The sequence below is a fragment of the Micromonospora sp. WMMC241 genome (assembly GCF_027460165.1).
Classification (GTDB): Bacteria; Actinomycetota; Actinomycetes; order Mycobacteriales; family Micromonosporaceae; genus Micromonospora; species Micromonospora humi.
In genome coordinates this window covers 889,729-915,785 of the sequence record NZ_JAPZBF010000001.1, presented here as the reverse complement: position 1 = coordinate 915,785, position 26,057 = coordinate 889,729, and the positions used below count along the sequence as shown (strand labels likewise).

Annotated in this window: 23 protein-coding genes; 11 read left to right on the top strand and 12 right to left on the bottom strand. The window is 73.6% G+C overall.

Features of this window, described 5'->3' with window-relative positions:
* Nucleotides 1-4: 4 nt before the first annotated feature.
* The 8 genes from O7598_RS04460 to O7598_RS04425 all read right to left on the bottom strand — a co-directional run bounded on the left by O7598_RS04460 (nt 5) and on the right by O7598_RS04425 (nt 8,681).
* Complete coding sequence (locus O7598_RS04460; RefSeq protein WP_442929797.1) at nt 5-1,123, bottom strand: glycosyltransferase family 4 protein; 1,119 nt, start codon at nt 1,121-1,123, stop codon at nt 5-7.
* 164 nt (nt 1,124-1,287) lie between these two features.
* On the bottom strand, nt 1,288-2,814 hold the full coding sequence (locus O7598_RS04455) for a S1C family serine protease (protein WP_269690134.1): 1,527 nt from the start codon (nt 2,812-2,814) through the stop codon (nt 1,288-1,290).
* 62 nt (nt 2,815-2,876) lie between these two features.
* Nucleotides 2,877-4,421: a sensor histidine kinase gene (locus O7598_RS04450; RefSeq protein WP_269690133.1), complete on the bottom strand. Its 1,545-nt coding sequence runs from the start codon at nt 4,419-4,421 to the stop codon at nt 2,877-2,879.
* Entirely contained in the window at nt 4,418-5,119 is a 702-nt protein-coding gene (locus tag O7598_RS04445) for a response regulator transcription factor (protein WP_091068807.1), read from the bottom strand. Before O7598_RS04445 ends, O7598_RS04450 begins: the two co-directional genes overlap by 4 nt.
* A 64-nt stretch (nt 5,120-5,183) precedes the next feature.
* Nucleotides 5,184-5,807, bottom strand: coding sequence for a PadR family transcriptional regulator (locus O7598_RS04440; RefSeq protein WP_269690132.1), 624 nt, complete (start codon nt 5,805-5,807; stop codon nt 5,184-5,186).
* Nucleotides 5,804-6,643 (bottom strand): DUF4097 family beta strand repeat-containing protein, encoded by an 840-nt coding sequence (locus O7598_RS04435; RefSeq protein WP_269690131.1) that lies wholly within the window; start codon nt 6,641-6,643, stop codon nt 5,804-5,806. Before O7598_RS04435 ends, O7598_RS04440 begins: the two co-directional genes overlap by 4 nt.
* Before the next feature lie 260 nt (nt 6,644-6,903).
* Entirely contained in the window at nt 6,904-7,821 is a 918-nt protein-coding gene (locus O7598_RS04430) for a lysophospholipid acyltransferase family protein (RefSeq protein ID WP_269694738.1), read from the bottom strand.
* 80 nt (nt 7,822-7,901) lie between these two features.
* The gene (locus O7598_RS04425; RefSeq protein WP_269690130.1) at nt 7,902-8,681 is read right to left on the bottom strand and encodes a GNAT family N-acetyltransferase; all 780 of its coding nucleotides are present in this window, start codon (nt 8,679-8,681) and stop codon (nt 7,902-7,904) included.
* 159 nt (nt 8,682-8,840) lie between these two features.
* Here O7598_RS04425 and O7598_RS04420 point away from each other — a divergent pair, with 159 nt between their 5' ends.
* From O7598_RS04420 to O7598_RS04385, 8 genes are all read left to right on the top strand, one after another.
* Complete coding sequence (locus O7598_RS04420; RefSeq protein WP_269694736.1) at nt 8,841-9,497, top strand: PaaI family thioesterase; 657 nt, start codon at nt 8,841-8,843, stop codon at nt 9,495-9,497.
* A gap of 139 nt (nt 9,498-9,636) precedes the next feature.
* The gene (locus tag O7598_RS04415) at nt 9,637-10,575 is read left to right on the top strand and encodes an ABC transporter ATP-binding protein (protein WP_269694735.1); all 939 of its coding nucleotides are present in this window, start codon (nt 9,637-9,639) and stop codon (nt 10,573-10,575) included.
* On the top strand, nt 10,572-11,396 hold the full coding sequence (locus tag O7598_RS04410; RefSeq protein ID WP_269690129.1) for an ABC transporter permease subunit: 825 nt from the start codon (nt 10,572-10,574) through the stop codon (nt 11,394-11,396). The genes O7598_RS04415 and O7598_RS04410 overlap by 4 nt, the downstream gene beginning before the upstream one ends.
* Before the next feature lie 258 nt (nt 11,397-11,654).
* The gene (locus O7598_RS04405; RefSeq protein WP_269690128.1) at nt 11,655-15,386 is read left to right on the top strand and encodes a multifunctional oxoglutarate decarboxylase/oxoglutarate dehydrogenase thiamine pyrophosphate-binding subunit/dihydrolipoyllysine-residue succinyltransferase subunit; all 3,732 of its coding nucleotides are present in this window, start codon (nt 11,655-11,657) and stop codon (nt 15,384-15,386) included.
* Nucleotides 15,387-15,451: 65 nt separating this feature from the next.
* Nucleotides 15,452-15,631 carry a DUF6104 family protein gene (locus O7598_RS04400; RefSeq protein WP_091068787.1) on the top strand — a complete coding sequence of 60 codons (180 nt, stop codon included), beginning with the start codon at nt 15,452-15,454 and terminating at the stop codon, nt 15,629-15,631.
* A gap of 47 nt (nt 15,632-15,678) precedes the next feature.
* Nucleotides 15,679-16,383 carry a hypothetical protein gene (locus O7598_RS04395; protein WP_269690127.1) on the top strand — a complete coding sequence of 235 codons (705 nt, stop codon included), beginning with the start codon at nt 15,679-15,681 and terminating at the stop codon, nt 16,381-16,383.
* A 224-nt stretch (nt 16,384-16,607) separates the two neighbouring features.
* Nucleotides 16,608-18,674, top strand: coding sequence for a phosphate acetyltransferase (gene pta, locus O7598_RS04390; RefSeq protein WP_269690126.1), 2,067 nt, complete (start codon nt 16,608-16,610; stop codon nt 18,672-18,674).
* Nucleotides 18,671-19,780 (top strand): acetate/propionate family kinase, encoded by a 1,110-nt coding sequence (locus O7598_RS04385; RefSeq protein WP_269690125.1) that lies wholly within the window; start codon nt 18,671-18,673, stop codon nt 19,778-19,780. Before pta ends, O7598_RS04385 begins: the two co-directional genes overlap by 4 nt.
* Before the next feature lie 93 nt (nt 19,781-19,873).
* On the opposite strand, the gene O7598_RS04380 is transcribed toward O7598_RS04385, so the two are convergent.
* The gene (locus O7598_RS04380; protein ID WP_269690124.1) at nt 19,874-20,050 is read right to left on the bottom strand and encodes a hypothetical protein; all 177 of its coding nucleotides are present in this window, start codon (nt 20,048-20,050) and stop codon (nt 19,874-19,876) included.
* Between the two features lie 160 nt (nt 20,051-20,210).
* Here O7598_RS04380 and O7598_RS04375 point away from each other — a divergent pair, with 160 nt between their 5' ends.
* From O7598_RS04375 to O7598_RS04365, 3 genes are all read left to right on the top strand, one after another.
* Complete coding sequence (locus O7598_RS04375; protein WP_269690123.1) at nt 20,211-21,377, top strand: alpha/beta hydrolase family protein; 1,167 nt, start codon at nt 20,211-20,213, stop codon at nt 21,375-21,377.
* A 277-nt stretch (nt 21,378-21,654) separates the two neighbouring features.
* On the top strand, nt 21,655-22,188 hold the full coding sequence (locus O7598_RS04370) for a nucleotidyltransferase domain-containing protein (protein WP_269690122.1): 534 nt from the start codon (nt 21,655-21,657) through the stop codon (nt 22,186-22,188).
* Between the two features lie 100 nt (nt 22,189-22,288).
* Nucleotides 22,289-23,254: an alpha/beta hydrolase family protein gene (locus O7598_RS04365; RefSeq protein ID WP_269690121.1), complete on the top strand. Its 966-nt coding sequence runs from the start codon at nt 22,289-22,291 to the stop codon at nt 23,252-23,254.
* A 59-nt stretch (nt 23,255-23,313) separates the two neighbouring features.
* On the opposite strand, the gene O7598_RS04360 is transcribed toward O7598_RS04365, so the two are convergent.
* From O7598_RS04360 to O7598_RS04350, 3 genes are all read right to left on the bottom strand, one after another.
* Nucleotides 23,314-24,276 carry a zinc-binding dehydrogenase gene (locus O7598_RS04360; RefSeq protein ID WP_269690120.1) on the bottom strand — a complete coding sequence of 321 codons (963 nt, stop codon included), beginning with the start codon at nt 24,274-24,276 and terminating at the stop codon, nt 23,314-23,316.
* A gap of 76 nt (nt 24,277-24,352) precedes the next feature.
* Nucleotides 24,353-25,528 (bottom strand): NAD(P)-dependent malic enzyme, encoded by a 1,176-nt coding sequence (locus tag O7598_RS04355; RefSeq protein ID WP_269690119.1) that lies wholly within the window; start codon nt 25,526-25,528, stop codon nt 24,353-24,355.
* Nucleotides 25,529-25,680: 152 nt separating this feature from the next.
* Nucleotides 25,681-26,016 carry a S24/S26 family peptidase gene (locus O7598_RS04350; RefSeq protein ID WP_269690118.1) on the bottom strand — a complete coding sequence of 112 codons (336 nt, stop codon included), beginning with the start codon at nt 26,014-26,016 and terminating at the stop codon, nt 25,681-25,683.
* Nucleotides 26,017-26,057 lie beyond the last annotated feature (41 nt).

Genomic DNA, 26,057 nt, shown 5'->3' with positions numbered 1-26,057 from the left:
GCGGTCAACCGGCGACGAGCGGGGCGACCGCCCGGGAACCCTCCGCCGTCGCCCGCCCGGCCAGGAAGCCCCGGTAGACCGCCTCGTAGTCGGCGGCCATCCGCTCCACCGAGAAGTTCTGCGCCACATGCGCGACGCAGTCCGCCGGATCCAGGTCGGCCACCGCGCGCAGCGCGGCCGGCAACTCCTCGGCGCGGTCGCAGACCAGCCCGGTGATCCCGGGGCGGACCAGTTCCGGCACCGCACCGCGGCGCAACGCCACCACCGGCGTCCCGGTCGCCATGGCCTCCACCATCACCATGCCGAACGGCTCGGCCCACTGGATCGGCATGACCAGGCAGCGGGCGTCGAGCAGCAGCCGCAGCACGGCCTCGCGGTCCGCGTTCACCACCAGGCTGACGTCGTCGTCCAGCATCGGCTCGACCACCTCGTCGAGATAGCGGCGTTCGGCCGGCTCGTTGCACTTGCCCGCCAGGGTGAGCGGCAACCCGGCCGCCCGGCAGGCTTGGATGGCCAGGTCGGGGCCCTTGTCCGGGCTGAACCGGGCAAGCCAGAGCACCGGCCCGCGCCCCGGCGCCCGCTTGCGCGGGAAGTCCCGTAGCGGCATCGCGTTGTGGACCGTGCCGACCCAGGGCAGGCCGGGGTTGGCCCGGCGCTGGGCGTGCGAGATCGCGATCAGGCCGACCCCCCGGTCGGTGTTGCTCAGCACGGTGCCGTACTCGCCGACCGGGTTCCCGTGCACCGTGGCCACGGTGGGGACGCGGCGCCGGCCGGCGACCAGCGGGCCGATGGTGCTGTGGTCGTGCACCAGGTCGAAGTGCGCCGGGTCGACCAGCCGGTCGACGTGCGCCAGGTGGGCCAGTTCGGGCAGCGACTCGCCCAGCCGGTCGTACTGCAGCTCGGCGCAGGTGGAGACGAACTCGGCGGCGGTGCCGTGCTCGGTGCCGGCCCCGAACAGCGTCACCGCGTGCCCACGGTCGATCAGCGCGTCGACCAGCCCGGCCACCAGGGTCTCCAGTCCGCCGTATCCGGGTGGCGGCACGGACAGCCACGGCGGCACCACCATCGCGATCCGGAGGGGCCCGGCCCGCGCCCGTTCCGGCGGCGGCTGGTTCACGGCCACGAGTCCCTCCCCTCTGGTCCCCCGGCGTACCCGATCGGCGACGGGTTCCCGAGCCGGCACGCGGTAAACGGCGGACCGGTGACACGAAGAGGGGCGGCGGGCGCCGGAGCCAACCCCCTTGGCTCCGTCGCCCACCGCCCCGGGAGGGAGGCAGGTCTTGTGGACTATGACGTCTCGGCGAGCGTCACGGTTGCCTTCTCGTCGGATCCGTTTCGCTTGAACTGGACCTCGACCCGGTCACCGACCTTGCCGGCCTGCACGGCGCCGACCAGGTCGTTGGAGTCGTTGACCGCCTTGTCACCGAACTTGGTGATCACGTCGCCCCGCTGGAGCCCGGCCTTCTCGGCGGCGCTGCCCGGGGTGACCGCGGCGACCAGCGCGCCCCCGTCCTCGGCGGCGTTCACGCTGACCCCGAGCGACGGGTGGCTGATCTTCTCGCCGCGCTGGAGCTTCTCGGCCACGTCCTTGGCCTTGTTGCTCGGGATGGCGAAGCCGACACCGATGTTGCCGTTGCTGCCCTGCCCGGCGGTGGCGATCGCGGTGTTGATGCCGATCACCTCACCCCGGGTGTTGACCAGCGCGCCGCCGGAGTTGCCCGGGTTGATCGGGGCGTCGGTCTGGAGCAGGCCGGAGATCGAGCTGGCGCCCTGCGGGCTCTGCTGCTGGCCGCCCTCACCGGCGGAGATGGTGCGGTCGCGGGCGCTGAGGATGCCGGCGGTCACCGACCCCTGCAGGCCGAGCGGGCTGCCCAGCGCCAGCACCTGGTCGCCGACCTGCATGCCGTCGCTGTCGCCGAACTTCGCCGCCTGCAGGCCGCTCACGCCGCTGGCCTGGACCACCGCGAGGTCGGTCTTCGGGTCGGTCCCGACGATCTTCGCCGTGGCGGTCTTGCCGTCGGCGAAGACCACCTTCACCGTGTCGCCGCCGGCGGAGGCGACCACGTGGTTGTTGGTCAGCACGAACCCGTCGGCGCTGAGGATCACCCCGGAGCCCTCACCGCTGCCCGTCATGATCGTGACGATGCTGTTCTGGACGGAGGCCGCGATCCTGGGCAGGTCGGCGCTGTTGATCACCGGAGCGGCGGAGTAGGAGCGGGTGATCCCGCCTCCGTCGCCGTCGAGGGCGAGCGCCAGCGCGCCACCGGCCACGCCCGAGCCGAACATCAGGGCCAGCGCGAGCGCGCCCGCGCCGATGAACTTGCCGGCCCGGCTCGGCCGGGCCGGCTGCGGCTGGCCCCACGCCGGGACCGGCTGGCCGGCCTGGTGCTGGTGCTGCTGCTGATACGGCTGGTGCCCGGGCTGCGCCTGGTAGGTCGGCACCGGTCCGCCGGCCGGCTGCGCCGACGGGTGGCCGGTGCCGCCCTGCTGGGCCCAGCCGCCGTGCTGCTGTCCCCCGTACCAGGGGTACGGCTGCTGCGGCTGCCCGGAGACCGGGTACTGCGGGGCGTACGGGCTGGCCGGGGTCGCGGCCGGCGGGCCGTAGGAGCCGGCCGGCGCGCCGGACGCGGGCGCGTACGGGCTGTCGGCGTGCGCGGTGGTTCCGGCGGCCGGGGAGTCGGCCGGAACCGACGCGGCGGCCGGGGTGGAGTCCGATGTCCCGCTCTGGACGCGGGGCAGCTCGGCGGTGTGGTGCGACGGCTCGGCGTCGGCGGGTGCCGGCGACCGCTGCGGCTCGGTCTCGTGGTCGGTCATGCCTACAGCTTTCCCCGTCGCACTGTCACCAGCCTGGAATCCGCCTGAATGTTTTCTGTAAGTCACTCGCCCGGCTCGGGCGCCTCGGGCAGCAGCGGCAGCTTCACCCGGAACGTCGCCCCGCCACCCGGCGTCTCCACCGCCTCCACCGTGCCGTGGTGCGCCGCCACCAGCGCGGCGACGATGGCCAGGCCGAGGCCGGTGCTGGTGGGGCCGCCGGCCTTGCGGGTCCGGGCGGCGTCCACCCGGTAGAACCGCTCGAAGACGCGTTCCGCCTGCTCCGGCGTGAGACCGGGGCCGGTGTCCGCCACCTCCACCACGGCGAGGTTCCCCGGCTCCGCCCGCAGCCGCAGGGTCACCGTGGCGTCCGACGGGGTGTGGGTGAGCGCGTTGGTCATCAGGTTGCCGATCACCTGCCGCAGCCGGGCGTCGTCACCGAGCACCACCAGCGGGCCCGCGCCCGGTTCCCGCTCCAGCTCGATCCGCCGCTCCGGGTCGACCACCCGGGCCGCCTCCACCGCGTCCGACGCCAGCACCGGCAGCTCCACCGGGGCCAGCGCGATCGGCCGCTCCCGGTCCATCCGCGCGAGCAGCAGCAGGTCCTCGACCAGCAGCCCCATCCGGGACGCCTCGTCCTCGATACGGCGCAGCAGGTCGGCGGTCTGCTCCGGTGCCCGCGCCGCGCCCTGGCGGTACAGCTCGGCGAAGCCGCGGATCGTGGTCAGCGGCGTCCGCAGCTCGTGCGAGGCGTCCGCGATGAACTGGCGCATCCGCTCCTCGGACCGGCGGGCCCGCGCCTCGGACGCCTGCGCGTACGCGGCGGCGTCCCGGGCGCCCACCTCGGCGCTGCGCGCCGCCGCCTCGGAGGCGGCCCGCGCGGTGAACGCGGCCTCGATCTGCGCCAGCATGGCGTTCAGGGCCCGGGAGAGCCGGCCCAGCTCGGAGGTGGGGCACGGCCGCCCGTCCTCCGGGTCGGGCACCCGCCGGGTCAGGTCGCCGCCGGCGATGGCCGCCGCGGTCCGCTCGATCTCCACGAGCGGCTTGAGGCTGGTACGCACGATGCCCGCACCGACCGACGCCAGGATGATCAGCACCGCGCCACCGGCCAGCAGGTCGATCCAGAGCAGTTGCCGCACCGAGAGGTCGACCTCGGTGAGGTTCTGCCCGATCACCCGGTAGGAGTCCTGGCTGTCCTGCCGAACCATCAGCCGCCAGCGGACCCGTTTGTCGGCCCCGCTCTCGGTGAACGCCTCGCCGTTGGCGTGCTCGTCGTACCAGCTCTGGTCGTTCAGCCTGGGCGGCAGGTCCCTGGGGCTCAGGCGCTGGTCGGCGGCGGAGAAGCCGGACTGGTCGTTGCGGCTCCACTGGGCCACGAGATAGTCGGTGGGGAACCTGCTGTTGGTCGCCCCGCTGATGCTCACCCCCCGGTCGAGCTGGTCGTCCAGCTCGCCGTCGATCCGGTCCACCAGATAGTTGTGCAGGAAGTACGCGGTGGAGACGCTGATCACGAGCAGGGCGCCGGCCACCAGCGCCAGCACGGCGGTGACCAGTTTGAGCCGCAGCGGGATCCCGCGTACCCAGCCCTTCGCGTCGTGGAGGACGTTCACGCCGCCGGCTTGCGCAGCACGTACCCGACCCCGCGCAGGGTGTGGATGAGCCGGGGCTGGGTGTTGTCGACCTTGCGCCGCAGGTAGGAGATGTAGGACTCGACGATGTTGTCGTCACCGCGGAAGTCGTAGTTCCACACGTGGTCGAGGATCTGCGCCTTGCTGAGCACCCGGTTGGCGTTGAGCATCAGGTAGCGCAGCAGCTTGAACTCGGTCGGCGAGAGCTGCACCCGCTGGCCGGCCCGGTGCACCTCGTGGGTCTCCTCGTCCAGCTCCAGGTCGGCGAACGTGAGCCGGGACGGGGCCTGCTCGCCGGTCGCGGTGCGCCGCAGCACGGCCCGGATCCGGGCGGTCAGCTCCTCGAGGCTGAACGGCTTGGTGACGTAGTCGTCGCCGCCCAGCGTGAGCCCCCGGATCTTGTCGTCGGTGGCGTCCCGTGCGGTCAGGAACACCACCGGGGTACGCGTGCCGCCCTCGCGGAGCATCCGGATGACCTCGAAGCCGTCGAGGTCGGGCAGCATCACGTCGAGCACGACCAGGTCGGGCCGGTGGTCCTTGGCGGCGTGCAGCGCCGCGCTGCCGCTGGTCGCGGTGGCCACGTCGAAGCCCGCGAAGCGCAGGCTCGCGGAGAGCAGTTCGAGGATGTTGGGGTCGTCCTCGACCACGAGCAGTCGGGCCTCGGTCTGGGTAGCCGCCATGGCACCCATCATCCGCGCTCCGGCTGCGGTCGCGCTGGGCGGAAGCTGGAAACAACCTGTGAGATCAGCGGAGCAGTCGCCGCAGCCCGTCGAGCGCGCCGTCGAGCAGCCGGATCGCGGTGCGGAGCTGGTTGTCGCTGAGCCGCCCGGCCCGCACCAGCGCGCCGACCTCGACGGTGAACGCGGCCAGCCGCTGATCGAACTCGGCGAGCAGCGGTGACTCGCCGGGACGGGTGCCGCCGCCGTTGCCGCCGGCCCGCACCGTCGGCGGTGGCGTCGTCCAGCGCCCCTGCCGGGTCTGCCGGGTCGCCTCGCGCAGCTCCCGTTTCAGGTCGCGCGTGGAGCCGCGTACCTCGGTGCGGATCTCGCCGGCCAGCGCAGAGAGATCCTCTACGGAGGCGCTGATGTCGGCCTCCAGGGTGGCCAGCTCGCCGGCGCGCTGGCGCAGCTCGGCGCGCCCGGCCTCGGTGATCGCGTAGACCTTGCGCCCACCCGCCGCGGTGTGGCTGACCAGCTCCTCCACCTCCAGCCGTTGCAGGCGGGGATAGATGGTGCCGGCGCTGGGGGCGTAGAGCCCGAGGAAGCGCTCCTCCAGCAGGCGGATCAACTCGTAGCCGTGCTTGGGCCCGTCGTCGAGGAGCTTGAGCAGGTAGAGCCGGAGCCGCCCGTGGCTGAACACGGCGGTCACGGCAGGTCCTCCGGGTCGTCGGCGTCCGTGACCGGGCGGGCCAGCAGCGCGATGCTGCCGGACGTCGCGGACGCCCAGAGCTTACCCGCGCCTCCGCCGAGCACCCCGTGGCTGTCCTTGACCGCGCCGAAGCCGTGCTGGCCGCCGCAGATCTGCGGGAAGCCGCTGGTGATCCGCCCGGAGGTGGTGTGCAGGTGCACGCTGAGGTCGCTGTCCTCGCGGACCCGGACGGTGATGCTGCCGGAGATGGCGCTGAGCTTGATCTCGCTGCCCCGCGGGTTGTCCAGGTCGCAGGTGATCGAGCCGGAGACCGCGTGGGCGCGGACCCGCTCGGGCGCGCTGTCGGCCAGGATCAGCTCGCCGGAGACGGTCTCCAGGTCGAGGTCGCCGCCGATGCCGAGCGCCTCCACCGGGCCGGAGACGACCTTGGCGGTGGTGCGGCCGCGCAGCCCCATCAGGGTGACCTGGCCGGAGGTGACGTCGACCCGGGTGTCGCGGCGCAGCCCGGAGGCGACCAGCGCGCCGTCCACCAGGTGCAGGTCGGCCAGCGCCTGGGCCGGCACGGCGACCGACACCTCGGCGCGGAACCGGCGACGGAGCTGACCGAGCCACCACAGCACGCCCGGCCAGCGGGGGAACCGCTCGTGCCGGACGCTCAGCCGCCCGTCGCGCAACTCGACAACGAGTGGCCGGCGGCTGACCCGGGTGACGTCGACCCGGGCCGGGCCGTCCGTGCCGACCACGTTGAGCCGCCCGCTGACCAGCCGGACGTCCAACCGGGTGACCGGCTCGTCCAGCGTGATCCGCTTCGGGCCGTCGACCGTCCAGCTGGCCATGTCGTCCTCCCCTCGCCGACGTGTCACCGCGACACGTCGAACAGCAGGAGGAGCGTAACGCGATACATCGCGATTGAACAAGACTGTATCGCGTTTCGGACCTGACTACGCTGCGCGACAGTCCTGGAACGCATGGGCACCGTGATGCGGTATACCTCAGAGGCATAATTATGACTGCGAGGTATACCGCTGTCGGGTCTGCTCTCTTTACTGGCGCGCCACGCCGACGCGTCCCCACGTGCCCCGGCGCGAGCGGTGCGTCAGGCAGCCAGATCGAGCCCGGTCCCGGTCGGCCGGTCCTCCCGCGCCGTCCCGAACCCGAACCCGGCACCGGCGGCGGGCCCGGGCAGCAATGCGGCCGAGCGCAGCGTCCCAGGCGAGGGCGGCGCCCGGTGGATCGCGGCCTCGGCGGCGCGGGCCAGCAGCCGGCGGTCCGCCCCGTCGGCCGGGTGCAGGGCGGCGGCCACGGTCACCGCCACGGTCAGGTCCCGGGCGGCCAGCACCCGGCGGAGCGACGCCCAGAGCGTCTCCGCGCCGAGGAAGGCGGGCAGGGTGCTCGGATCGCCGGCATACCGGTAGGCGACGGTCAGCGGCACCACCGGCGCGCCGGCCATCACCGCCGCCTCGAACATCGCCGGGCGGAAGCCACGGCCGGGGCGGCAGCCGATCGCCGCACCGCACCAGGTGGTGCCCTCCGGAAACACCGCCACCGGATGCCCGGCGCGCAGTGTGTCGGCCACCCGGGCGACCGTGGCCGGCAGGTCGCGCGGGCGGGACCGGTCCACGAAGACGGTGCCGCCCGCCGTGGCCAACGCGCCCACCACCGGCCAACTCCGGACCTCCCGCTTGGCCAGCATCCGGGCCGGCGACACCGCGAGCACCGCGAGGACGTCCAGCCAGGAGACGTGGTTGGCGACCAGCAGCGCGCGGCGGCGCGGCGGCCGGCCCCGGACCACCAGCCGCACGCCGAGGGCGCGGAGCGTCCCCCGGGCCCACCCGCGCAGCGCGGCCTGCCGGTCGGCCGCCGGCAGCACCGGCAGCAGCGCGGCCAGACCGGCCCCGACCACGAGCATTCCGAGTACGCCGAGCAGCCGTCCGATCCGACGCGGGGCGGACACGTCCGGCGCGGCCGGCGGGGGCAGGCAGCACGGCCCGCAGCCGGAGGCGGGCCGCCACAGCCCGTCGCCGGGCGGGCGGCCCCCGACCGGGAGAGCGGCGACGCCGGCCCGGCCCGGGTGAGCGTTCTCCACGAGCAGCGTCACGGCGCCACCTCGCCGAGGAAGTGCCGCAGGTGGCGCGGGTTCATCCGGTCCAGCGAGAACAGCACGTAGAAGTCGGCGCAGCCGAAGTCCGGGTCGTACGCCGGCTCGCCGGCGACCCAGGCCCCCAGCCGCAGGTAGCCGCGGAGCAGCGGCGGGACGAGCGCCCGGCGTTCGGCCGGGGTGAGCGTGGCTCCGACGGCGGCGCTCGGCGCCTCGGTGAACCAGGGCCGGCGCGGGGTCACCCGCAGCGGCGGCGGGGCGAGGTGCCGATCGGTGACCTGTGCCCACACCTCGGCGGCGGCGACACCGCCGTCGGCGACCGGCACCGAGGCGCAGCCGCCGAGCCAGCGTGACCCGCGCAGGTGCAGGTAGCGGCAGATGCCGGCCCACATCAGGTTGATCACCGCGCCGGTGCGGTGGTCCGGGTGCACGCAGGAGCGGCCGGCCTCGACCAGGTCGTCGCGGAGCGGGGCCAGCGGGCCCAGGTCGAACTCGCCGTCGGCGTACCGCCGGGCTGTGCGGCCGGGCGGCAGCAGCCGGTAGGTGCCGACCACCTCGCCGGTGCCCTCGTGGAGCACCACCAGGTGGTCGCAGTACGCGTCGAACCCGTCGGTGTCGAGCCCGGCGACCCCCGGTGGCAGGGTGGCGCCGAGTTCGCCGGCGAAGACCTCGTGGCGCAGGCGTTGCGCGGCCGCGACCACTGTCGGGTCGTCGGCGATCAGCAGGGTGTAACCGCTGGTCGTGATGGGTGTGCCAGCGGCGTGCAGAACGGCCATGGGTCCTGTGTAAGGGCCCCGGGTTGCCGCACCCGGGGTGAGGGGTGTCGATCCGGTGAACGCCCGTCGGCGGCGGCGTGCGCACCGGGGACGGCGGATGTGCGAGGCTGCCGGGCGACCACCGGCGACGGCGCCGGCAGAGGTGACCCGGAGGTGCACGTGCTGGTCGAGGCCCGCTTCCACGGACCGGACGGCTCCGGCAACGGCGGCTGGAGCGCCGGGATCTTCGCCGCGCTGCTCGACGACCGGGGGCCGGTGGAGGTCACGTTGCGCCGGCCGCCGCCGTTGGACACCCTGCTGACCGCCGCCGACGGCGAGGTGCGCGACCCGCAGGGCCGGCTGGTGGCCGAGGTACGCCGGGTCGAGCCGGTCGACGCGGTGGTGCCGCCGGTGGACCCGGCCACCGCCGAGGACGCCGCGCGGGCGTACCCCGGGCTGGTGGACCACCCGTTCCCCGGCTGCTTCGTCTGCGGCCCGGACCACCCGGACGGCCTGCGGATCTTTCCCGGCCGGCTGCCGGACGGGCGGACCGCGGCGCCGTTCCGCGCCCCGGCCGAGGTGGTGCCGGCGACGGTCTGGGCGGCGCTGGACTGCCCCGGCGGGTGGGCGGTGCTCTCCGCGGGCCGCCCGTACGTGCTGGGTCGGATCGCCGCGCAGGTCACGGCGCTGCCGCGGCCCGGCGACGCGTGCGTGGTGACCGGCCGCGCGGTGGGCCGCGAGGGACGAAAGGCCGAGGTGCACACCAGCCTGTACGGTCCGGACGGCACGTTGCTGGGCCGGGCCCGTGCCACCTGGGTCGCGCTGCCCGCCGGGTGATCTCCTCCCTGAGGAGGACGGCGCGTACACATCCCGCCTGATTGACCCCCTTGCGGCGGGTTGGAAGGCTGTGCGGGGCGCCCCCGCAACGGCGTCCCACCGGCGTGCGTCCAGTGCGCCGGGGCAGGAGAGGAGAATGATGTCCGACGGGCAGTCACGCCCCAGTGCCGCGACCGGCCAGATCATCGTGTCCGGCTTGACCAAGCAGTACAAGAACGTCCGCGCGGTCGACAATCTGTCGTTCACGGTCGAGCCGGGCCGGGTCACCGGCTTCCTCGGCCCGAACGGCGCCGGTAAGACGACCACGCTGCGCATGTTGCTCAACCTGGTCACGCCGACCGCGGGCACGGCCACCATCGGCGGCCACCGGTACGCCGACCTGGCCGACCCGCTGCGCACGGTGGGCGCGGTCCTGGAGGCGTCCAGCGCGCACAAGGGCCGCACCGGGATCAACCACCTGCGGGTGATCTGCGCGGCGGCCGGGCTGCCGAAGGAGCGGGCGGACGAGGCGCTCGCCCTGGTCGGGCTCTCCCCGGCGGCGAAGCGCAAGTTCAAGGGCTACTCGCTGGGCATGAAGCAGCGACTCGGGATCGCCGCCGCGATGCTCGGCAACCCGCAGGTGCTGATCCTGGACGAGCCGGCCAACGGCCTCGACCCCGAGGGCATCCGCTGGATGCGTGGCTTCCTCAAGGGGCTGGCCGCCGAGGGCCGGACGGTGCTGGTCTCCAGCCACCTGCTCTCCGAGATGCAGCTGCTCGCCGACGACGTGGTGATCATCGCGGCCGGCAAGCTGGTCCGGCAGGGGCCGGTCGAGCAGGTGATGGGCTCGATGACGCACGGCGCCCGGGTACGGGTGCGTACCCCGCAGGCGGACGAGCTGGCCGCGGCGCTGCGCGAGCAGTCCGCCACGGTGGACGCCGACTCGCACGGCGCGCTGCTGGTCAGCGGCGTGGACGCGCCGGCCGTGGGCCGCGTCGCGCTGGCCGCGAAGGTCGAGCTGCACGAGCTGACCACCGAACGTCCCGACCTCGAAGGGGTCTTCCTGGAGCTGACGGCCGGAAAGGCGGAGATCCGATGACGCTGGTCCGATCCGAACTGCTCAAGATCCGTACCACCAGCACCTGGTGGATCTTCGGGCTGATCAGCCTGCCGCTGTGGGCGCTCGCGCTGGGCTTCAACTGGCTGCAGACCGACGCCCTGGCCAGCGGGAACGTCGGCGACGTGCCGGCCGACCAGGCCGACCAGATCCAGGCGGTCTCGAGCGCCGACAGCATCGCCGCCAACCTCTACACCAACGGCCAGTTCTTCGGCCTGCTCATCGTGATGCTGCTCGGCATCGTGGTGGTGACCAGCGAATTCTTCCACCAGACGGTGACCACCACGTTCCTCACCGCGCCGCACCGCACCGCGGTGATGCTGGCCAAGCTGGTCGCGGCGGGCGTGCTGGCGCTGCTCTTCTGGATCGTCACCACGGTGCTCAACCTGATCTTCGCGCCGCTGATCCTGAACGCCACGGACGTCGGCACGCAGCTCGACAGCGGGGCGGTGTGGCGCGCGGTGGCCCTGAACGGGCTGGCCTACCTGCTCTGGTCGGTGCTGGGCGTCGGGCTCGGCGTCCTGATCCGCAGCCAGATCGGCGCGACCGTGACCGGCATCCTGCTCTACCTGGGCGGCACCATCGGCGCGGCCATCGCCATCAGCCTGCTGGCGCAGCGGTTCGGCGACTGGATCAACGAGCTGCAACTGCTCGTCCCGTCGCTGGCCTCCACGCTGATGGTGAGCGGCGCCGAGATTCCCGGCAACCCGCCGCGCTGGGCGGGTGCCGCAGTGCTGATCGGCTACGCGGTGGTGACCGGCGTGATCGGCGTGCTGACCATCCGGCGGCGCGACATCTCCTGAGTCACGACCCGACCGGGCCCCGGCCGGTGACCCTGCGTCACCGGGCGGGGCCTGTCGTCGTCTAGCAGGAGTCGACGGAACACGCAGCGTTTGCCGAACTTCTGGCATCTTCTGTGAAACGGGCCACCAGCCGGAGGCGAGAATGCCTGCGGCAATCGCACGGCGTAGCCTGGGATCCGTCTCCTGTGCCCCGGTGAACCGGGCGCGGGAGCCCACCGCGTGACATTCACAACCGCGTGAAAGAGGCGATTAGCGGCCGTGTCGACCCAGCAGACATCGCAGGAGAACCCACTGGCGGGTTTCGGCCCGAACGAGTGGATCGTCGAGGAGATGTACCAGCGCTACCTCGCCGACCCATCGAGCGTCGACTCGGCCTGGCACGACTTCTTCGCCGACTACCGGCCGGCACCCGGCGCCGCCACCCCGCGCCCGGAGAAGCCGGCGGCCAAGCCGGCCGCCGCGCCGGAGCCCGCCGAGCAGCAGGAGGCGGTGGCCACGGTCACCGAGAAGCCGGCCCCCGCCAAGGCCGCGCCGGCCAAGCCGGCCGAGAAGCCCGCCGCCAAGCCGGCGGCGAAGGCGGCCGAGCCGGCCCCGGCGAAGAAGGCGGCCCCGGCCAAGCCGGCCGCCAAGGCGGCGACCGCCGGCACCACCCCGCTGCGCGGCGTGGCTGCCAAGATCGTCCAGAACATGGACGCCTCGCTCGCCGTCCCGACCGCCACCAGCGTGCGGGCGGTCCCGGCGAAGCTGGTGGTCGACAACCGCATCGTGATCAACAACCACCTGGCCCGGGGCCGCGGCGGCAAGGTCAGCTTCACCCACCTCATCGGCTACGCGATGGTCCGGGCGCTGATCGAGCACCCGGAGATGAACAACTCCTTCACCGAGGTCGACGGCAAGCCGGCGATGCTCCGCCCCGAGCACGTCAACCTCGGCATCGCCATCGACCTGGCCAAGCCGGACGGCTCCCGCAACCTGGTGGTGCCGTCCATCAAGGCCTGCGAGCAGATGGACTTCCGGCAGTTCTGGCAGGCGTACGAGGACGTGGTCCGGCGCGCCCGCCGCAACGAGCTGACCATGGAGGACTACTCCGGCACCACCATCTCGCTGACCAACCCGGGCGGCATCGGCACGGTGCACTCGATCCCGCGCCTGATGCAGGGGCAGAGCGCCATCATCGGCGTCGGCGCGATGGAATACCCGGCCCCCTACCAGGGCATGAGCGAGGCCACCCTGGCGGAGAACGCGGTCAGCAAGGTCATCACGCTGACCAGCACCTACGACCACCGGATCATCCAGGGCGCGCAGTCCGGCGAGTTCCTCAAGGTCATGCACGAGCTGCTGCTCGGCGAGCGCGGCTTCTACGACGAGATCTTCACCTCGCTGCGCATCCCGTACGAGCCGGTGCGCTGGATGCGCGACGTGGCCGTCGACAGCGAAGGCCAGATCAACAAGACCGCGCGGGTGCACGAGCTGATCCACGCGTACCGGGTGCGCGGCCACCTGATGGCCGACACCGACCCGCTCGAGTTCGAGATCCGCAAGCACCCCGACCTGGACGTGCTCCAACACGGGCTGACGCTGTGGGACCTGGACCGGGTCTTCCCGGTCAACGGCTTCGCCGGCCAGCAGCGGATGAAGCTGCGTTCGATCCTCGGCGTGCTGCGCGACTCCTACTGCCGGCGTGTCGGTATCGAGTACATGCACATCCAGGACCCGGAGGAGCGGCGCTGGATCCAGGAGCGGGTCGAGCGCAAGTACGAGAAGCCCGGCTCCGACGAGCAGAAGCACGTGCTCAACCGGCTCAACGCCGCCGAGGCGTTCGAGACGTTCCTGCAGACGAAGTACGTGGGCCAGAAGCGCTTCTCGCTGGAGGGCGGCGAGTCGCTGATCCCGCTGCTCGGCGAGGTGCTGGAGTCCTCCGCCGAGGCCGGGCTGGACGAGGTCGTCATCGGCATGGCCCACCGCGGCCGGCTCAACGTGCTGGCCAACATCGTCGGCAAGCCGTACGAGAAGATCTTCTCCGAGTTCGAGGGCCACCTCGACCCGCGGTCCACGCAGGGCTCGGGCGACGTGAAGTACCACCTCGGCCAGAACGGCAAGTTCACCACCCCGGACGGCGACCACGCGGTCAAGGTGTCGGTGGTGGCGAACCCGTCGCACCTGGAGGCCGTCGACCCGGTGCTGGAGGGCATCGTCCGGGCCAAGCAGGACCGGATCGACCTCAAGCTGGAGGGCTACACCGTGCTGCCGCTGGCGGTGCACGGTGACGCCGCCTTCGCCGGGCAGGGCGTGGTCGCCGAGACGCTCAACCTGTCCCAGCTGCGCGGCTACCGCACCGGTGGCACCGTGCACGTGGTGGTCAACAACCAGGTCGGTTTCACCACCGCCCCGGAATACAGCCGGTCCAGCCTCTACAGCACCGACGTGGCCCGGATGATCCAGGCGCCGATCTTCCACGTCAACGGCGACGACCCGGAGGCCGTGGTCCGGGTGGCCCGGCTCGCGTTCGAATACCGCCAGGCGTTCAACAAGGACGTCGTGATCGACCTGGTCTGCTACCGCCGGCGCGGGCACAACGAGGGCGACGACCCGTCGATGTCCAACCCGCAGATGTACAAGATCATCGACTCGAAGCGGTCGGTCCGCAAGCTCTACACCGAGGAGCTGATCGGGCGCGGTGACATCACCGTGGAGGACGCCGAGGAGTTGCTGCGCGACTACCAGGCCCAGCTCGAACGCGTCTTCAAGGCCACCCGGGACGCCGCCACCACGCCGCGCCAGCTCAGCCGCCCGAAGCGGGAGGACGAGCCGGAGCCGCAGGTCGACACCGCCACCGACGCCTCGGTGGTGAAGGCGATCGGTGAGGCGCACGTCAACCTGCCCGAGGGCTTCACCCCGCACAAGCGGATCCAGCAGCTGCTGGAACGGCGCCGGAAGATGTCCGTCGAGGGCAACATCGACTGGGGCTTCGGCGAGATCATCGCCTTCGGCGCGCTGCTGCACGACGGAGTGACCGTCCGGCTCGCCGGGCAGGACTCGCGGCGCGGCACGTTCGTCCAGCGGCACGCCTCGATCGTCGACGCCCGCACCGGCGACGACTACCTGCCGCTGAAGACGTTCACCGCCGACGGCGAGCGGTCCCGCTTCTTCGTGCACGACTCGCTGCTCTCGGAGTACGCCGCCATGGGCTTCGAGTACGGCTACTCGGTGGAGAACGTCAACGCGCTGGTGGCCTGGGAGGCCCAGTTCGGTGACTTCGTCAACGGCGCCCAGTCGGTGATCGACGAGTTCATCTCCTCCGGCGAGGTGAAGTGGGGCCAGCGCTCGGCGGTCACCCTGCTGCTGCCGCACGGCCACGAGGGTCAGGGGCCGGACCACACCTCCGGCCGCCCGGAGCGGTTCCTCCAGCAGTGCGCCGAGGACAACATGCGGGTGGCCATCCCGACCACCCCGGCGAACTACTTCCACCTGCTGCGCCGCCAGGCGTTGTCGCCCAAGCGCAAGCCGCTCGTGGTGTTCACGCCGAAGTCGCTGCTGCGGCACAAGCTCTGCGTGTCGTCGGTGGAGGACTTCACCACGGGCACCTTCCAGCCCGTGCTGGCCGACACCGGCGCCCCGGCGCCGGAGCAGGTGAAGCGGGTGCTGCTCTGCTCGGGCAAGGTCTACTACGACCTGTTCCAGGCCCGGCAGGAGCGGGGTGTCACCGACACCGTGATCCTCCGGATGGAGCAGCTCTACCCGCTGCCGGTGGACGAGGTCCGCGCCGCGCTGGCGCAGTACCCGAACGCCGAGGACTTCGCCTGGGTCCAGGAGGAGCCGGCCAACCAGGGCGCCTGGTCGTTCGTCGCGCTCAACCTGCTGGAGCACCTGCCCGAGGTGCGGCTGCGTCGCATCTCCCGCCCGGCCGCCGCCGCCCCGGCGGTCGGCTCGGCGAAGATGCACGAGGTCGAGCAGAACGCGCTGATCGAGGCGGCCCTGCCCCGCCCGTGACACTGCCGGCAGCGGCCCGTCCCGGCACCGGGGCGGGCCGCTGCCGTACGAACGAGAGGACGATCGTGTACTTCACCGACCGTGGCATCGAGGAGCTGGTCGAGCGCCGGGGCGACGAGCAGGTCAGCCTGGAGTGGCTGGGCGAGCGCCTGCGCGACTTCGTCGACCTGAACCCGGAGTTCGAGACCCCGGTCGAGCGGTTCGCCACCTGGCTGGCCCGCCTCGACGACGAGGATGATGAGTGACGGTTCGCGTTTGACTAGTTCCGCTGCGTGACGTCCACTGTTGAGGTATGAACCCCGGGAGCCACAAACCACCGCAGGACGCGGTGACGGTGCGCCACCTGCGCCTCGGTGTCGGCTCGGTCGGCCTCGCGCTGCCGATCGTGCTGGTGGTCGGCCACATGGCCGCCACCCGGCGACTCACCCTGCTGGACTCGCTCAGCGGCTACTACCACTCCGAGATGCGGGACGTCTTCGTCGGGTCGATGTGCGCCGTCGGCGTCTTCCTGATCGGCTACCGCTATCGCCGGCCGGAGGACGTGCTGGGCACCGTCGCCGGCGTCCTGGCCGTGACGGTGGCCCTCTTCCCCACCACCACCGGCGCGCCGGCCGTCACGGTCGACGGGTTGGACCGGACCGCCGGCGTGGTGCACCAGGTCGCGGCCGCCGGCCTCTTCGCCCTGCTCGCGACCTTCTGCCTGGTGCTGTTCGTCCGCCCGGACACCGCAGGCGTACCGCCGCGCCGCTCGGCGGTGATCTTCTACCGGGTCTGCGGCGGGCTGATCGTGCTGGCGATCGCGCTCGCCTTGGCCAGCACGCAGCTTCCCGACGACGTCCGGCACACCGTCAAGCCGGTGCTGTGGTGCGAGACGCTCGCCGTGTTCGCCTTCGGCGCGGCCTGGGTGGCGAAGAGCGACGCCCTCCTGCGCGCCGCCACCCCCACCCCCGCCCCCACCCCAACCTCCCCCACCCCAACCTCCCCCACCCCCGCCTGACCATCCCCGCCGCCCGGCCACCCCCGCACCGCCGATCTTGGAGTTGTGGTGCCCCGAATGTTTGGTTCACGGCTCTTGTGAGGTGCCACAAGTCCAAGATCGACGGGAAGGGTGAGCAGCACCCCGCCACCTGGTGGCGGTTGCCCGATCGGCGGGCGGCGGGGCGGGAGCGGGCGGGTCCAAGGACCCGGGCGAGGGCTACCGCGATCTTGTAGCGTGGGGGCGTGGCGCGCAGCGTGTACCTGACCAGCGTGGGATCGGGCGGAGGGAAGTCGACCCTGGCGCTCGGGCTGGCCGAGCTGCTGTCCCGGCAGGTCGGCCGGATCGCCGCGTTCCGGCCGCTGGTGGCCGGCGACGGCATCGACCCGATCCTCGCCCTGCTCACCGAGCGCTACCGGGTGGAACTGCCGGTCGACGAGCTGCACGGCGCGACGTACGCCGAGGCCACCGACCTGGTCGCGAACGGCCGGCGGGAGGAACTGATCTCGCGGATCGTGGCCCGCTACCGGGAGGTGGAGCGGCGCTGCCCCGCCGTCGTGGTGGTGGGCAGCGACTTCGCCGACGGCGACGGCGCCGGCCCCCGCGAGCTGGCCTTCAACGCCCGCCTCGCGACCGAGTTCGGCAGCGTAGTGGTGCCCGTGGTGGACGGGCTCGGGCAGCCACCCGAAGCGATCGCGGCCGCGATGCGCGGCGCGTACCACGATCTCGCCGACCTGGGCGCGACGGTGGTCGCGGTGGTCGCCAACCGGGTGCCCGAGCCGATCACGGCGCCCGAGCTGCCGGTCCCCGCGTACACCATCCCGGAGGTGCCGACCGTGTCGGCGCCGACGGTGGCCGAGGTGGCGGCGGCGCTCGGCGCCAGCCGGCTCGCCGGCGACCAGGCCGCGCTGGACCGCGACGTGCTCGACTACGTGGTCGGCGCCGCGCACGTGCCGACGCTGCTGGACCACCTCACCGACGGGGCGCTGGTGATCACCCCCGGCGACCGGGCCGACCTGCTGGTCGCCGCCGGCGCCGCGCACGTGGCCGGGCAGGTCTCGCTGGCCGGGCTGGTGCTCACGCTCGGCGAGCAGCCCGACCCGCGCGCCATGCGGCTGGTCGAGCGGATGAACACCGGGCTGGCCGTGCTCTCGGTGACCAGCGACAGCTACGACACGGTCGAGGCGTCCAGCCGGATCGAGGGCCGCCCCAGCACCGCCAACCCGCGCAAGGTGGAGGCCGCGCTGGGCGCGTTCGAGCGCTGCGTGGACACCGACGACCTGGCCCGCCGGCTGCGGGTCACCCGCTCGGCCCGGGTCACCCCGCTGATGTTCGAGAACGACCTGATCGACCGGGCCCGGGCCCGACGCCGCCGGCTGGTGCTGCCCGAGGGCACCGAGGAGCGGATCCTGCGCGCGGCGGAGGTGCTGCTGCGCCGGGGCGTCGCCGACCTCACCCTGCTCGGCCGGCCGGACGAGATCGCCCGGCGGACCCGGGAGCTGGGCGTCGACGTCGGCGACGCACAGGTGGTCGACCCGGCGACCAGCGAGTGGCGGGACGAGTTCGCCGCCGCGTACGCGAAGCTCCGCGCGCACCGCGGCGTGACCCCGGAGCTGGCGTACGACGTCGTGGCGCAGCCGAACTACTTCGGCACCATGATGGTGCAGGCCGGTCGCGCCGACGGGATGGTCTCCGGGGCCACCCACACCACGGCCGCCACCATCCGCCCGGCCTTCGAGATCATCCGCACCGTGCCCGGCGTCTCGGTCGCGTCGAGCGTCTTCTTCATGCTGCTCGCCGACCGGGTGCTGGTCTACGGCGACTGCGCGGTCAACCCGGACCCGGACGCCGCCCAGCTCGCCGACATCGCCATCTCGTCGGCCGACACCGCGGCCCGGTTCGGCATCGAGCCCCGGGTGGCCATGCTGTCCTACTCCACCGGCAGCTCCGGCGCGGGCGCGGACGTGGAGAAGGTCGCGGCGGCCACCGAACTGGTCCGGAAACGCCGGCCGGAGCTGCTGGTCGAGGGCCCGATCCAGTACGACGCGGCGATCGACCCGCAGGTCGCGGCCACCAAGCTGCCGGACAGCGCGGTGGCGGGACGGGCCACCGTGTTCATCTTCCCGGACCTGAACACCGGCAACAACACCTACAAGGCGGTGCAGCGCTCGGCCGGCGCGGTGGCGGTCGGCCCGGTCATGCAGGGCCTGCGCCGGCCGGTCAACGACCTGTCCCGGGGCGCGACCGTGCCGGACATCGTCAACACGGTGGCGATCACCGCCATCCAGGCCGCCACGGAGGCGTCGGAATGAGCCGCATCCTGGTCCTCAACACCGGATCCTCGTCGGTCAAGTACCGGCTGTACGACGGCGACGACGTCCTCGACAAGGGCACCGTGGAGCGGGTCGGCGAGCCGGGCGGCGGCCCGGCCGACCACGAGAGCGCCGTGCGGGAGATCATCGACCGGCTCGACCTCACCGGCCTGGCCGGCGTCGGGCACCGGGTGGTGCACGGCGGGCGGCGGTTCAGCGCCCCGGTGCTGATCGACGACGCGGTCGTCGCCGCGATCGAGGAACTCGTCCCGCTCGCCCCGCTGCACAACCCGGCCAACCTGGCCGGCATCCGGGTCGCCCGGGAGGCGCTGCCGGACACCCCGCAGGTCGCGGTCTTCGACACCGCGTTCCACCACACGCTGCCCGAGGCCGCCGCCACCTACGCGATCGACCGGGCCACCGCCGAACGGTACGACGTGCGACGGTACGGCTTCCACGGCACCTCGCACGCGTACGTGTCGCGGCGGACCGCCGAACTGCTCGACCGGCCGTACGCCGAGCTGAACACCATCACGCTGCACCTCGGCAACGGCGCCAGCGCCTGCGCGGTGGCCGGCGGCCGGAGCGTGGCCACCTCGATGGGCATGTCACCGCTGGAGGGCCTGGTGATGGGCACCCGCAGCGGCGACCTCGACCCGACCGTCATCTTCCACCTGCGCCGCGAGGGCGGCATGGGCGTGGACGAGATCGACGACCTGCTCAACCACCGCAGTGGCCTGCTCGGGCTCACCGGCGTCAACGACATGCGGGAGGTGCTGGCCCGCCGGGACGCCGGCGACCCGGCGGCCGCGCTGGCGTTCGACGTCTACTGCCGCCGGATCACCGGCTACGTGGGCGCGTACTACGCGCTGCTCGGGCGGGTCGACGCGATCGCCTTCACCGCCGGGGTCGGCGAGCACGCCGCCGCCGTCCGGGCCGCGTCGCTGGCCGGGCTGGAACGGCTCGGCATCGCCGTCGACCCGGCCCGCAACGACGGTACGGGCGACCGGGCCGTCTCACCGGCCGGCGCGGAGGTCACGGTGCTCGTGGTCGGCACCGACGAGGAGCGGGAGATCGCCCGCGAGACCCGCGAGGTGCTCGCCTGACCTCCCGCCCTGCCCGGCGCGGCCCGGCGCGGCCCTGCCCGGCGCGGCCCGGCGCGGCCCTGCCCGGCGCGGCCCTGCCCGGCGCGGGGCGGGTCAGCCCAGCGCGAGCCAGGCGACCAGGGCGACGACGACCACGACGGCCACGCCGAGCCCGGCGATCAGCGGCAGCCGGGACGGGGCCGACGACGTTGCCGCCGCCGAGTCGGGCGCGTCGACGAAGGCACGGAACTGCGCCGTGTTGCCGCTCGGATCGGTGTAGTTCTCAGTCATGCGCGTGACCCTAGCGAAACCGGCCGGACCCGAGTGCCCCGCCGGGCCGGCGCCCGCGCCCACGGCGTCCCGGTCCCGGCGAAACCGGTCCGGCCGGTGGAGGCCCGGCCCGGCCGGACGGCGGGCGCGCGTCGACCGCTCGGCCGCTTACCGTGCAGGGGTGAGGGGGGAGCGGCTGGTGGCCGCGCTGACGACAGCGCTGCTGGCCGGCTGCGGGCCGGCCGTCGCGACCTCCGACCCGGTCCCGGCCGCCGTCCGGCCCGCGCCCGAACGCCCGTACGCGGTGGGCATGCGCCAGTTCACCGTCGACCCGGACGGCCCTCGCCCCCTGCCGGTCACCGTCTGGTATCCGGTGGACCCGCCGGCCTCCCCCGGCCGGGCCACGGGCGTCCCGTCCCGCACGGCGCCCGGTCCGGCCGCCGAGAGCCCATCCCCCGGCACGGTGCCCGCGCCACCCTCCTCCGGTCCGGCCGTCGACAGTCATTCCTCCGGCACGGTGCCCACGCCGCCCTCCTCCGGTCCGGCCGTCGACGTGACCTCTCACGCGGCGCCCGCACCCGATCGGTCCGGGCCGGGTCGACCGGCCGTCGCGCCGAGCCTCGGCACGAAGACCGGGCCGAGGGTGTGGGCCGGGGCGCCGGTGGCCGCCGGACGGTTCCCGGTGGTCGTCTACAGCCACGGGCTGCGCAGCCTGCCCGCGCTGCACGCGCCGCTGACCAGCCGTTGGGCGGCCGCCGGCCTGGTGGTGGTCGCGCCCACCTATCCGCGTACCAACCGGCGGGCCCGGAACTTCAGCCGCGATGACGTCCGCAACCAACCGGCCGACGCCTGGCGGCTGGTCCGCCACCTCGTCGGCCTGAGCACCCGCCCCGGTGACCCGCTCGGCGCGCACCTGGCCATGGACCGGCTCGCCGCCGCCGGGCACTCGGCGGGCGGGCACACCACCCTCGGCATGTTCGTGTCCGCGCCACCGGTCCCGCTGCGGGCGGCCATCGTGATCGCCGGTGGCCGGCCGGTCATCGGCCCGGTCCGGCCGCTCGCGCCGGTGCTCTTCGTGCACGGCACCGCCGACAAGATCGTCCCGCAGTCGATCGGCCGGGCCGCGTACGCCCGCTGTCTCGGGCCGGCCGCGTTCCTCAGCCTGCGCGGCCAGGGCCACGGCGAGTATCTGGGTCCCGGCCGGCCGGGTTTCCCGGAGGTGCTCGCCACCACCACCGACTTCCTCCGCTGGACGCTCTACGGCGACCGGGCCGCCCTGCGCCGCCTCCCCGCCGACGCCACCACGCCCGGCGTCACCGCCTTCACCACCCGCTCCTTCCCCGCCTGACCTCACCGGGCACCCTGTCGCCGGCCGCCCGTACCCGGCGCCCCGCCGCCGCCCGCCACCCGCCCGTACGTCGCCGCCCGCCGCCCGCCGCCCACCGCCCACCGGGCCGCCACCCGCGGCCGCCACCGCCTACCGCCCGCGGGCCGCGGGCCGCGGGCGGCGGGCCGCTCGTCGCAACGCCGCCGCCTCCCGCCGGGTGTTAACAGGGGGCCCCGCCTCTACCGAAAGCGTTAACAGGGGGCCCCGCCTTCACCCCGTCGGCGGTAGCGTTGCCGCGATGGACGAGTTGACCGGGCGGCAACTGGACACGATCGGTGAGGTGGTCGACCTGGCCGGCGGGGCCGGGATCGAGGTCTGGCTGCGGGGCGGCTGGGCGATGGACTTCCACCTCGGCGCGGTGAGCCGCCCGCACGTCGACGTCGACTGGTACTGCTGGCGGCACGACGCCGACGGGCTGGCCACCCTGCTCGGTGGGCGGGGCTGGCGTCCCGATCCCCGGATGCCGGCCGCGAAGCAGCTCGACCTGCTCCGCGACGACGTGGAACTGAGCTTCGCCTACCTGGAGCGGGATCCGGCCGGCCGGGTGGTCGTCGGCGCCGGGCCGTGGGCCGGCACCGCCCTGCCGGACGGGATGCTGGCCGCCCCGCCCGGCCGGATCGGCTCGCTGGTGGCACCGGTGATCAGGGTCACCGCACAGATCGAGTTCAAGGAGATGTTCCCGGTCTGGATGCCGGAGCGTCCCCGCCGCGCCAAGGACGCCGCCGACCTGGCCCGCCTCCGGGCGTCGGTCGGCGACCGTCCGCCGGCCTGACCCGCCGCACCGCCCCGCGAGGTGTCAAGCGGGGGCCCCGCCTCTACCGCAGGCGTTAAGAAGGGGCCCCTCCTTCAGATCGCGAGGCACAATCGGGTTCATGCGCCGTCGTCCCGTTGCCCTCGTTGCCGTCGCGCTGCTCGGCGTCGGTCTGGCCGGCTGCTCCGGGCCGCCGGCGGCCCCGGCCGGGCGGCCCGCTCCCGACAGCCCACCGCGGGCCACCACGCCCGGTCCCCGGGTACCCGCCGGCAAGGCGCCCACGGACAGCTTCGCGGTCGGGGTACGCCAGCTGAAGCTGAACCGCGACGGCGACCGGCCGCTGCCGGTGACGCTCTGGTATCCGGCGACGGGCACGGCCGGCGGCCCGGCCGAGCGGTCCGCCCGGGCGGCCACCGGGCGGTTCCCGGTGGTGCTGTTCAGCCACGGCCTGGGCGCCCGGCCGGAGGACTACGAGGTGCTGCTGACCCGCTGGGCGGCGGCCGGGTTCGTGGTCGCCGCGCCGCGCTTCCCGCACACCGGCCGGGGCGGTGACGGCAACCCGCTGGACGTGCTCAACCAGCCGGCCGACGTGTCGTACGTGTTGACCCGGGTGCTCGCACTCGGCGAGGCGGCGGGCGACCCGCTGCGCGGCCGGCTGGATCCGGAGCGGGTCGCCGCGACCGGGCACAGCGCCGGCGGGGTGACCACGATCGGCCTGTTCACCACCGGCCGGGACGAGCGGTTGGACGCGGGGATCGTGTTCGCCGGCACGGCGCTCGGCGTGGGCACCGCGTTCGCCGGCGCGGCGGCGCCGCAGATGTTCGTGCACGGCGAGGCGGACGAGGTGGTGTCCTACGCCGCCGGCAAGGCCGTCTTCGACGCGGTGCCGTGGCCGAAGGCGATGCTCAGCCTGCCGAAGGGCGACCACGGTCGGGCGTTGCTCGGCGACGGGAAGGCGCTGCGGGTGGTCGCCGACACCACAGTCGAGTTCCTCCGCTGGACCCTCTACGGCGACCCCGCCGCGAAGAAACGCCTCCCGGCCGACGCCACCCGCGGCAACCTCGCCACCCTCGACGACCGGCTGTAAGGAAGGGCCCCTTCTTAACGCCTCCGGTCGAGAAGGGGCCCCTTCTCACCACGCCGGCCTCACGCCGTGTGGTCGACGACCACCTTGCCGAAGACCTCGCCGGAGTGCAGCCGCGCGAACGCCTCGGAGATCTCGCTGAACGGCACCACCCGGTCCACCACCGGGCGGACCCCGTGCTCGGCGCAGAACGCCAGCAGCTCGGCCAGCTCGTCCGGGGTGCCCATGGAGGTGCCGAGGATCTCCAGCTGCATGGCGAAGACGCGGCGCAGGTTGACAGTGGGTTCGTGCCCGGCGGTGGCGCCGGAGACCACGATCCGGGCCATCGGGGCGGCCGACTTCAGCGAGTGGTCGAACGTGGCCGCGCCGACCGTCTCGATCACCACGTCGACCCGCTCGGGCAGCCGGGCGCCGGGCTCCAGCGCGGTGGCGCCCAGTTCGGCGATCCGCTCCCGCTTCGCGGCGTCGCGGCTGGTCGCGTACACCCGCTTGCCGAGCGCGACGGCGAGCGCGACCGCCGCGGTGGCCACGCCACCCCCGGCGCCCTGGACCAGCACCGACTCGCCGTCGGCGACCCGGCCCTTGGTGGTGAGCATCCGCCACGCGGTGAGCCAGGCCGTGGGCAGGCACGCCGCGTCGGTGGCCGACAGGCCGTCGGGCAGCGGCAGCAGGTTCATCCGGGGTACGGCGACCAGCTCGGCGAACGTGCCCTGGTAGTGCTCGGAGAGGATGGAGACCCCGCGCGGGTCGCCCGGGGTGGGCACGACCGGGTAGATGACCATCTCGTTGCCGTCCGGGTCGGTGCCGACCGCGTCGCAGCCCAGGATCATCGGGAGCTGGTCGGCGGTGAGGCCCACGCCGCGCAGCGACCAGAGGTCGTGGTGGTTGAGCGAGCTGGCCCGCACCCGCACGGTGACCCAGTCGTCCTGCGGGTGGGTCGGCTCGGGGCGGTCGCCGACGGCGAGCGCGGCGAGCGGGTTGTCGGCGTCGAAGGCCGAGGCATAGGCAGCACGCATGATCGGCACGGTAACAAGCTGAGCGGGCGTTAAGAAGGGGCCCTTCCTCTACCGGAGGCGTTAAGAAGGGGCCCCTCCTTACACCTCAGCGGCGGGCGACCCCGTCGCGCCGGGCGGCGTCGGCCACCGCCGAGGCGACGGCGGGGGCGACGCGCGGGTCGAGCGGGGACGGCACGATCGCGTCGGCGGTGAGCGACTCGGCCACCACGCCCGCGATGGCGTCGGCGGCGGCCACCTTCATCGCGTCGGTGATCCGGGTGGCCCCGGCGTCCAGCGCGCCGCGGAACACCCCGGGGAACGCGAGCACGTTGTTGATCTGGTTGGGGTAGTCGCTGCGCCCGGTGGCGACCACCGCGACGTGCCGGGCGGCCACCTCGGGGTGCACCTCCGGGGTGGGGTTGGCCAGCGCGAAGACGATGCCGCCGGGGGCCATGCCGGCCACCGCCGCCTCGGGGATCTGGCCGCCGGAGACGCCGATCAGCACGTCCGCGTCGCGCAGCGCCTCGGTGACGTCGCCCTGGCGGCCGTCGGCGTTGGTGAAGTCGGCCAGTTCGGCCTTGGTGCCGGTGAGTTCGCGGTGCCGGCCGATGATGCCGCGCGAGTCGCACACCACCACCCGGGCCGGGTCGACGCCGCCGGCGATCAGCATCTTGGTGACCGCCACCCCGGCCGCGCCGGCGCCGCTGACCGCCACCCGCAGGTCGCCGAGCTTGCGGTTGAGCAGCGTCGCCGCGTTGCGCAGCGCGGCCAGCACCACGATCGCGGTGCCGTGCTGGTCGTCGTGGAAGACCGGGATGTCCAGCGCCTCGTCCAGCCGGCGTTCCACCTCGAAGCAGCGCGGCGCGCTGATGTCCTCCAGGTTGATGCCGCCGAACGAGGGCGCGAGCGCCTTCACCGTCGCGACGATCTCGTCCACGTCCTGGGTGTCCAGGCAGACCGGCACCGCGTCCACGCCGGCGAACTGCTTGAACAGCACCGCCTTGCCCTCCATCACGGGCAGTGCGGCACGCGGGCCGATGTTGCCCAGGCCGAGCACGGCGGAGCCGTCGGTGACCACGGCGACGGTGTGCGACACCCAGGTGTAGGTGTCGGCGAGCGTGGGATCGGCGGCGATCGCCTCGCACACCCGGGCCACCCCGGGGGTGTACGCGAGGGAGAGGTCCTCCCGGCTGGTCAGCGGCACGGTGGAGGCGACGGCCATCTTGCCGCCGACGTGCAGTCGGAAGACGGGATCGGCGGGGTCCGGGGTGGACGCAGACATGGTGACTCCAGGATCTGTCGAGCAGACGGACCGGCCGGCGCGGTCAGCGGAGGTCAGCGACCGGCGGGGCGGCGGTGCGGGGGGTCACCCGGGCACTTTCCGAGCATAGTCACGCACCGGCTCCCAGGATGTGAGCGGGGTCATATCCACCACTACCCCTGTCCGCCCCTGATCCGGCCGGGGCGCGGCCACCAGCGGAGCACCACCCGGCCGCGCACGTCGGCCACCCCGTACGCCCGGGAGTCGTCGGTGACCAGGTCGTTGTCGCCGCGCAGCCACCAGCCGCCGTCCCGCGGCTCGACCGCGCGCTTGACCACCAGCAGGTCGGGGCGGCTGCGGAAGACCGCGATCACCACGTCGCCGGGGCGGACCGGGCGGCCACCGGTGCGGACCAGCACCGCGTCACCGTGGCGCAGCGTCGGCGACATGGACGGACCGGTGATCAGGACGGGCAGCACGGGTTTCACCTCCCGCCCGCTGGAAAGCATCTCCAGGAGTAATGTCGTCTTGGATCATCGCAAACATCCCG

Coding starts and splice junctions, on each gene's coding strand:
- O7598_RS04425 (WP_269690130.1), bottom strand. CDS start 8,681: ATGGCCGTTCTGCACGCCGCTGGCACACCCATCACGACCAGCGGTTAC.
- O7598_RS04370 (WP_269690122.1), top strand. CDS start 21,655: ATGGACGAGTTGACCGGGCGGCAACTGGACACGATCGGTGAGGTGGTC.
- O7598_RS04365 (WP_269690121.1), top strand. CDS start 22,289: ATGCGCCGTCGTCCCGTTGCCCTCGTTGCCGTCGCGCTGCTCGGCGTC.
- O7598_RS04380 (WP_269690124.1), bottom strand. CDS start 20,050: ATGACTGAGAACTACACCGATCCGAGCGGCAACACGGCGCAGTTCCGT.
- O7598_RS04350 (WP_269690118.1), bottom strand. CDS start 26,016: ATGCTTTCCAGCGGGCGGGAGGTGAAACCCGTGCTGCCCGTCCTGATC.
- O7598_RS04435 (WP_269690131.1), bottom strand. CDS start 6,643: ATGGCCAGCTGGACGGTCGACGGCCCGAAGCGGATCACGCTGGACGAG.
- O7598_RS04395 (WP_269690127.1), top strand. CDS start 15,679: ATGAACCCCGGGAGCCACAAACCACCGCAGGACGCGGTGACGGTGCGC.
- O7598_RS04445 (WP_091068807.1), bottom strand. CDS start 5,119: ATGGCGGCTACCCAGACCGAGGCCCGACTGCTCGTGGTCGAGGACGAC.
- O7598_RS04410 (WP_269690129.1), top strand. CDS start 10,572: ATGACGCTGGTCCGATCCGAACTGCTCAAGATCCGTACCACCAGCACC.
- O7598_RS04415 (WP_269694735.1), top strand. CDS start 9,637: ATGTCCGACGGGCAGTCACGCCCCAGTGCCGCGACCGGCCAGATCATC.
- O7598_RS04355 (WP_269690119.1), bottom strand. CDS start 25,528: ATGTCTGCGTCCACCCCGGACCCCGCCGATCCCGTCTTCCGACTGCAC.
- O7598_RS04455 (WP_269690134.1), bottom strand. CDS start 2,814: ATGACCGACCACGAGACCGAGCCGCAGCGGTCGCCGGCACCCGCCGAC.
- O7598_RS04385 (WP_269690125.1), top strand. CDS start 18,671: ATGAGCCGCATCCTGGTCCTCAACACCGGATCCTCGTCGGTCAAGTAC.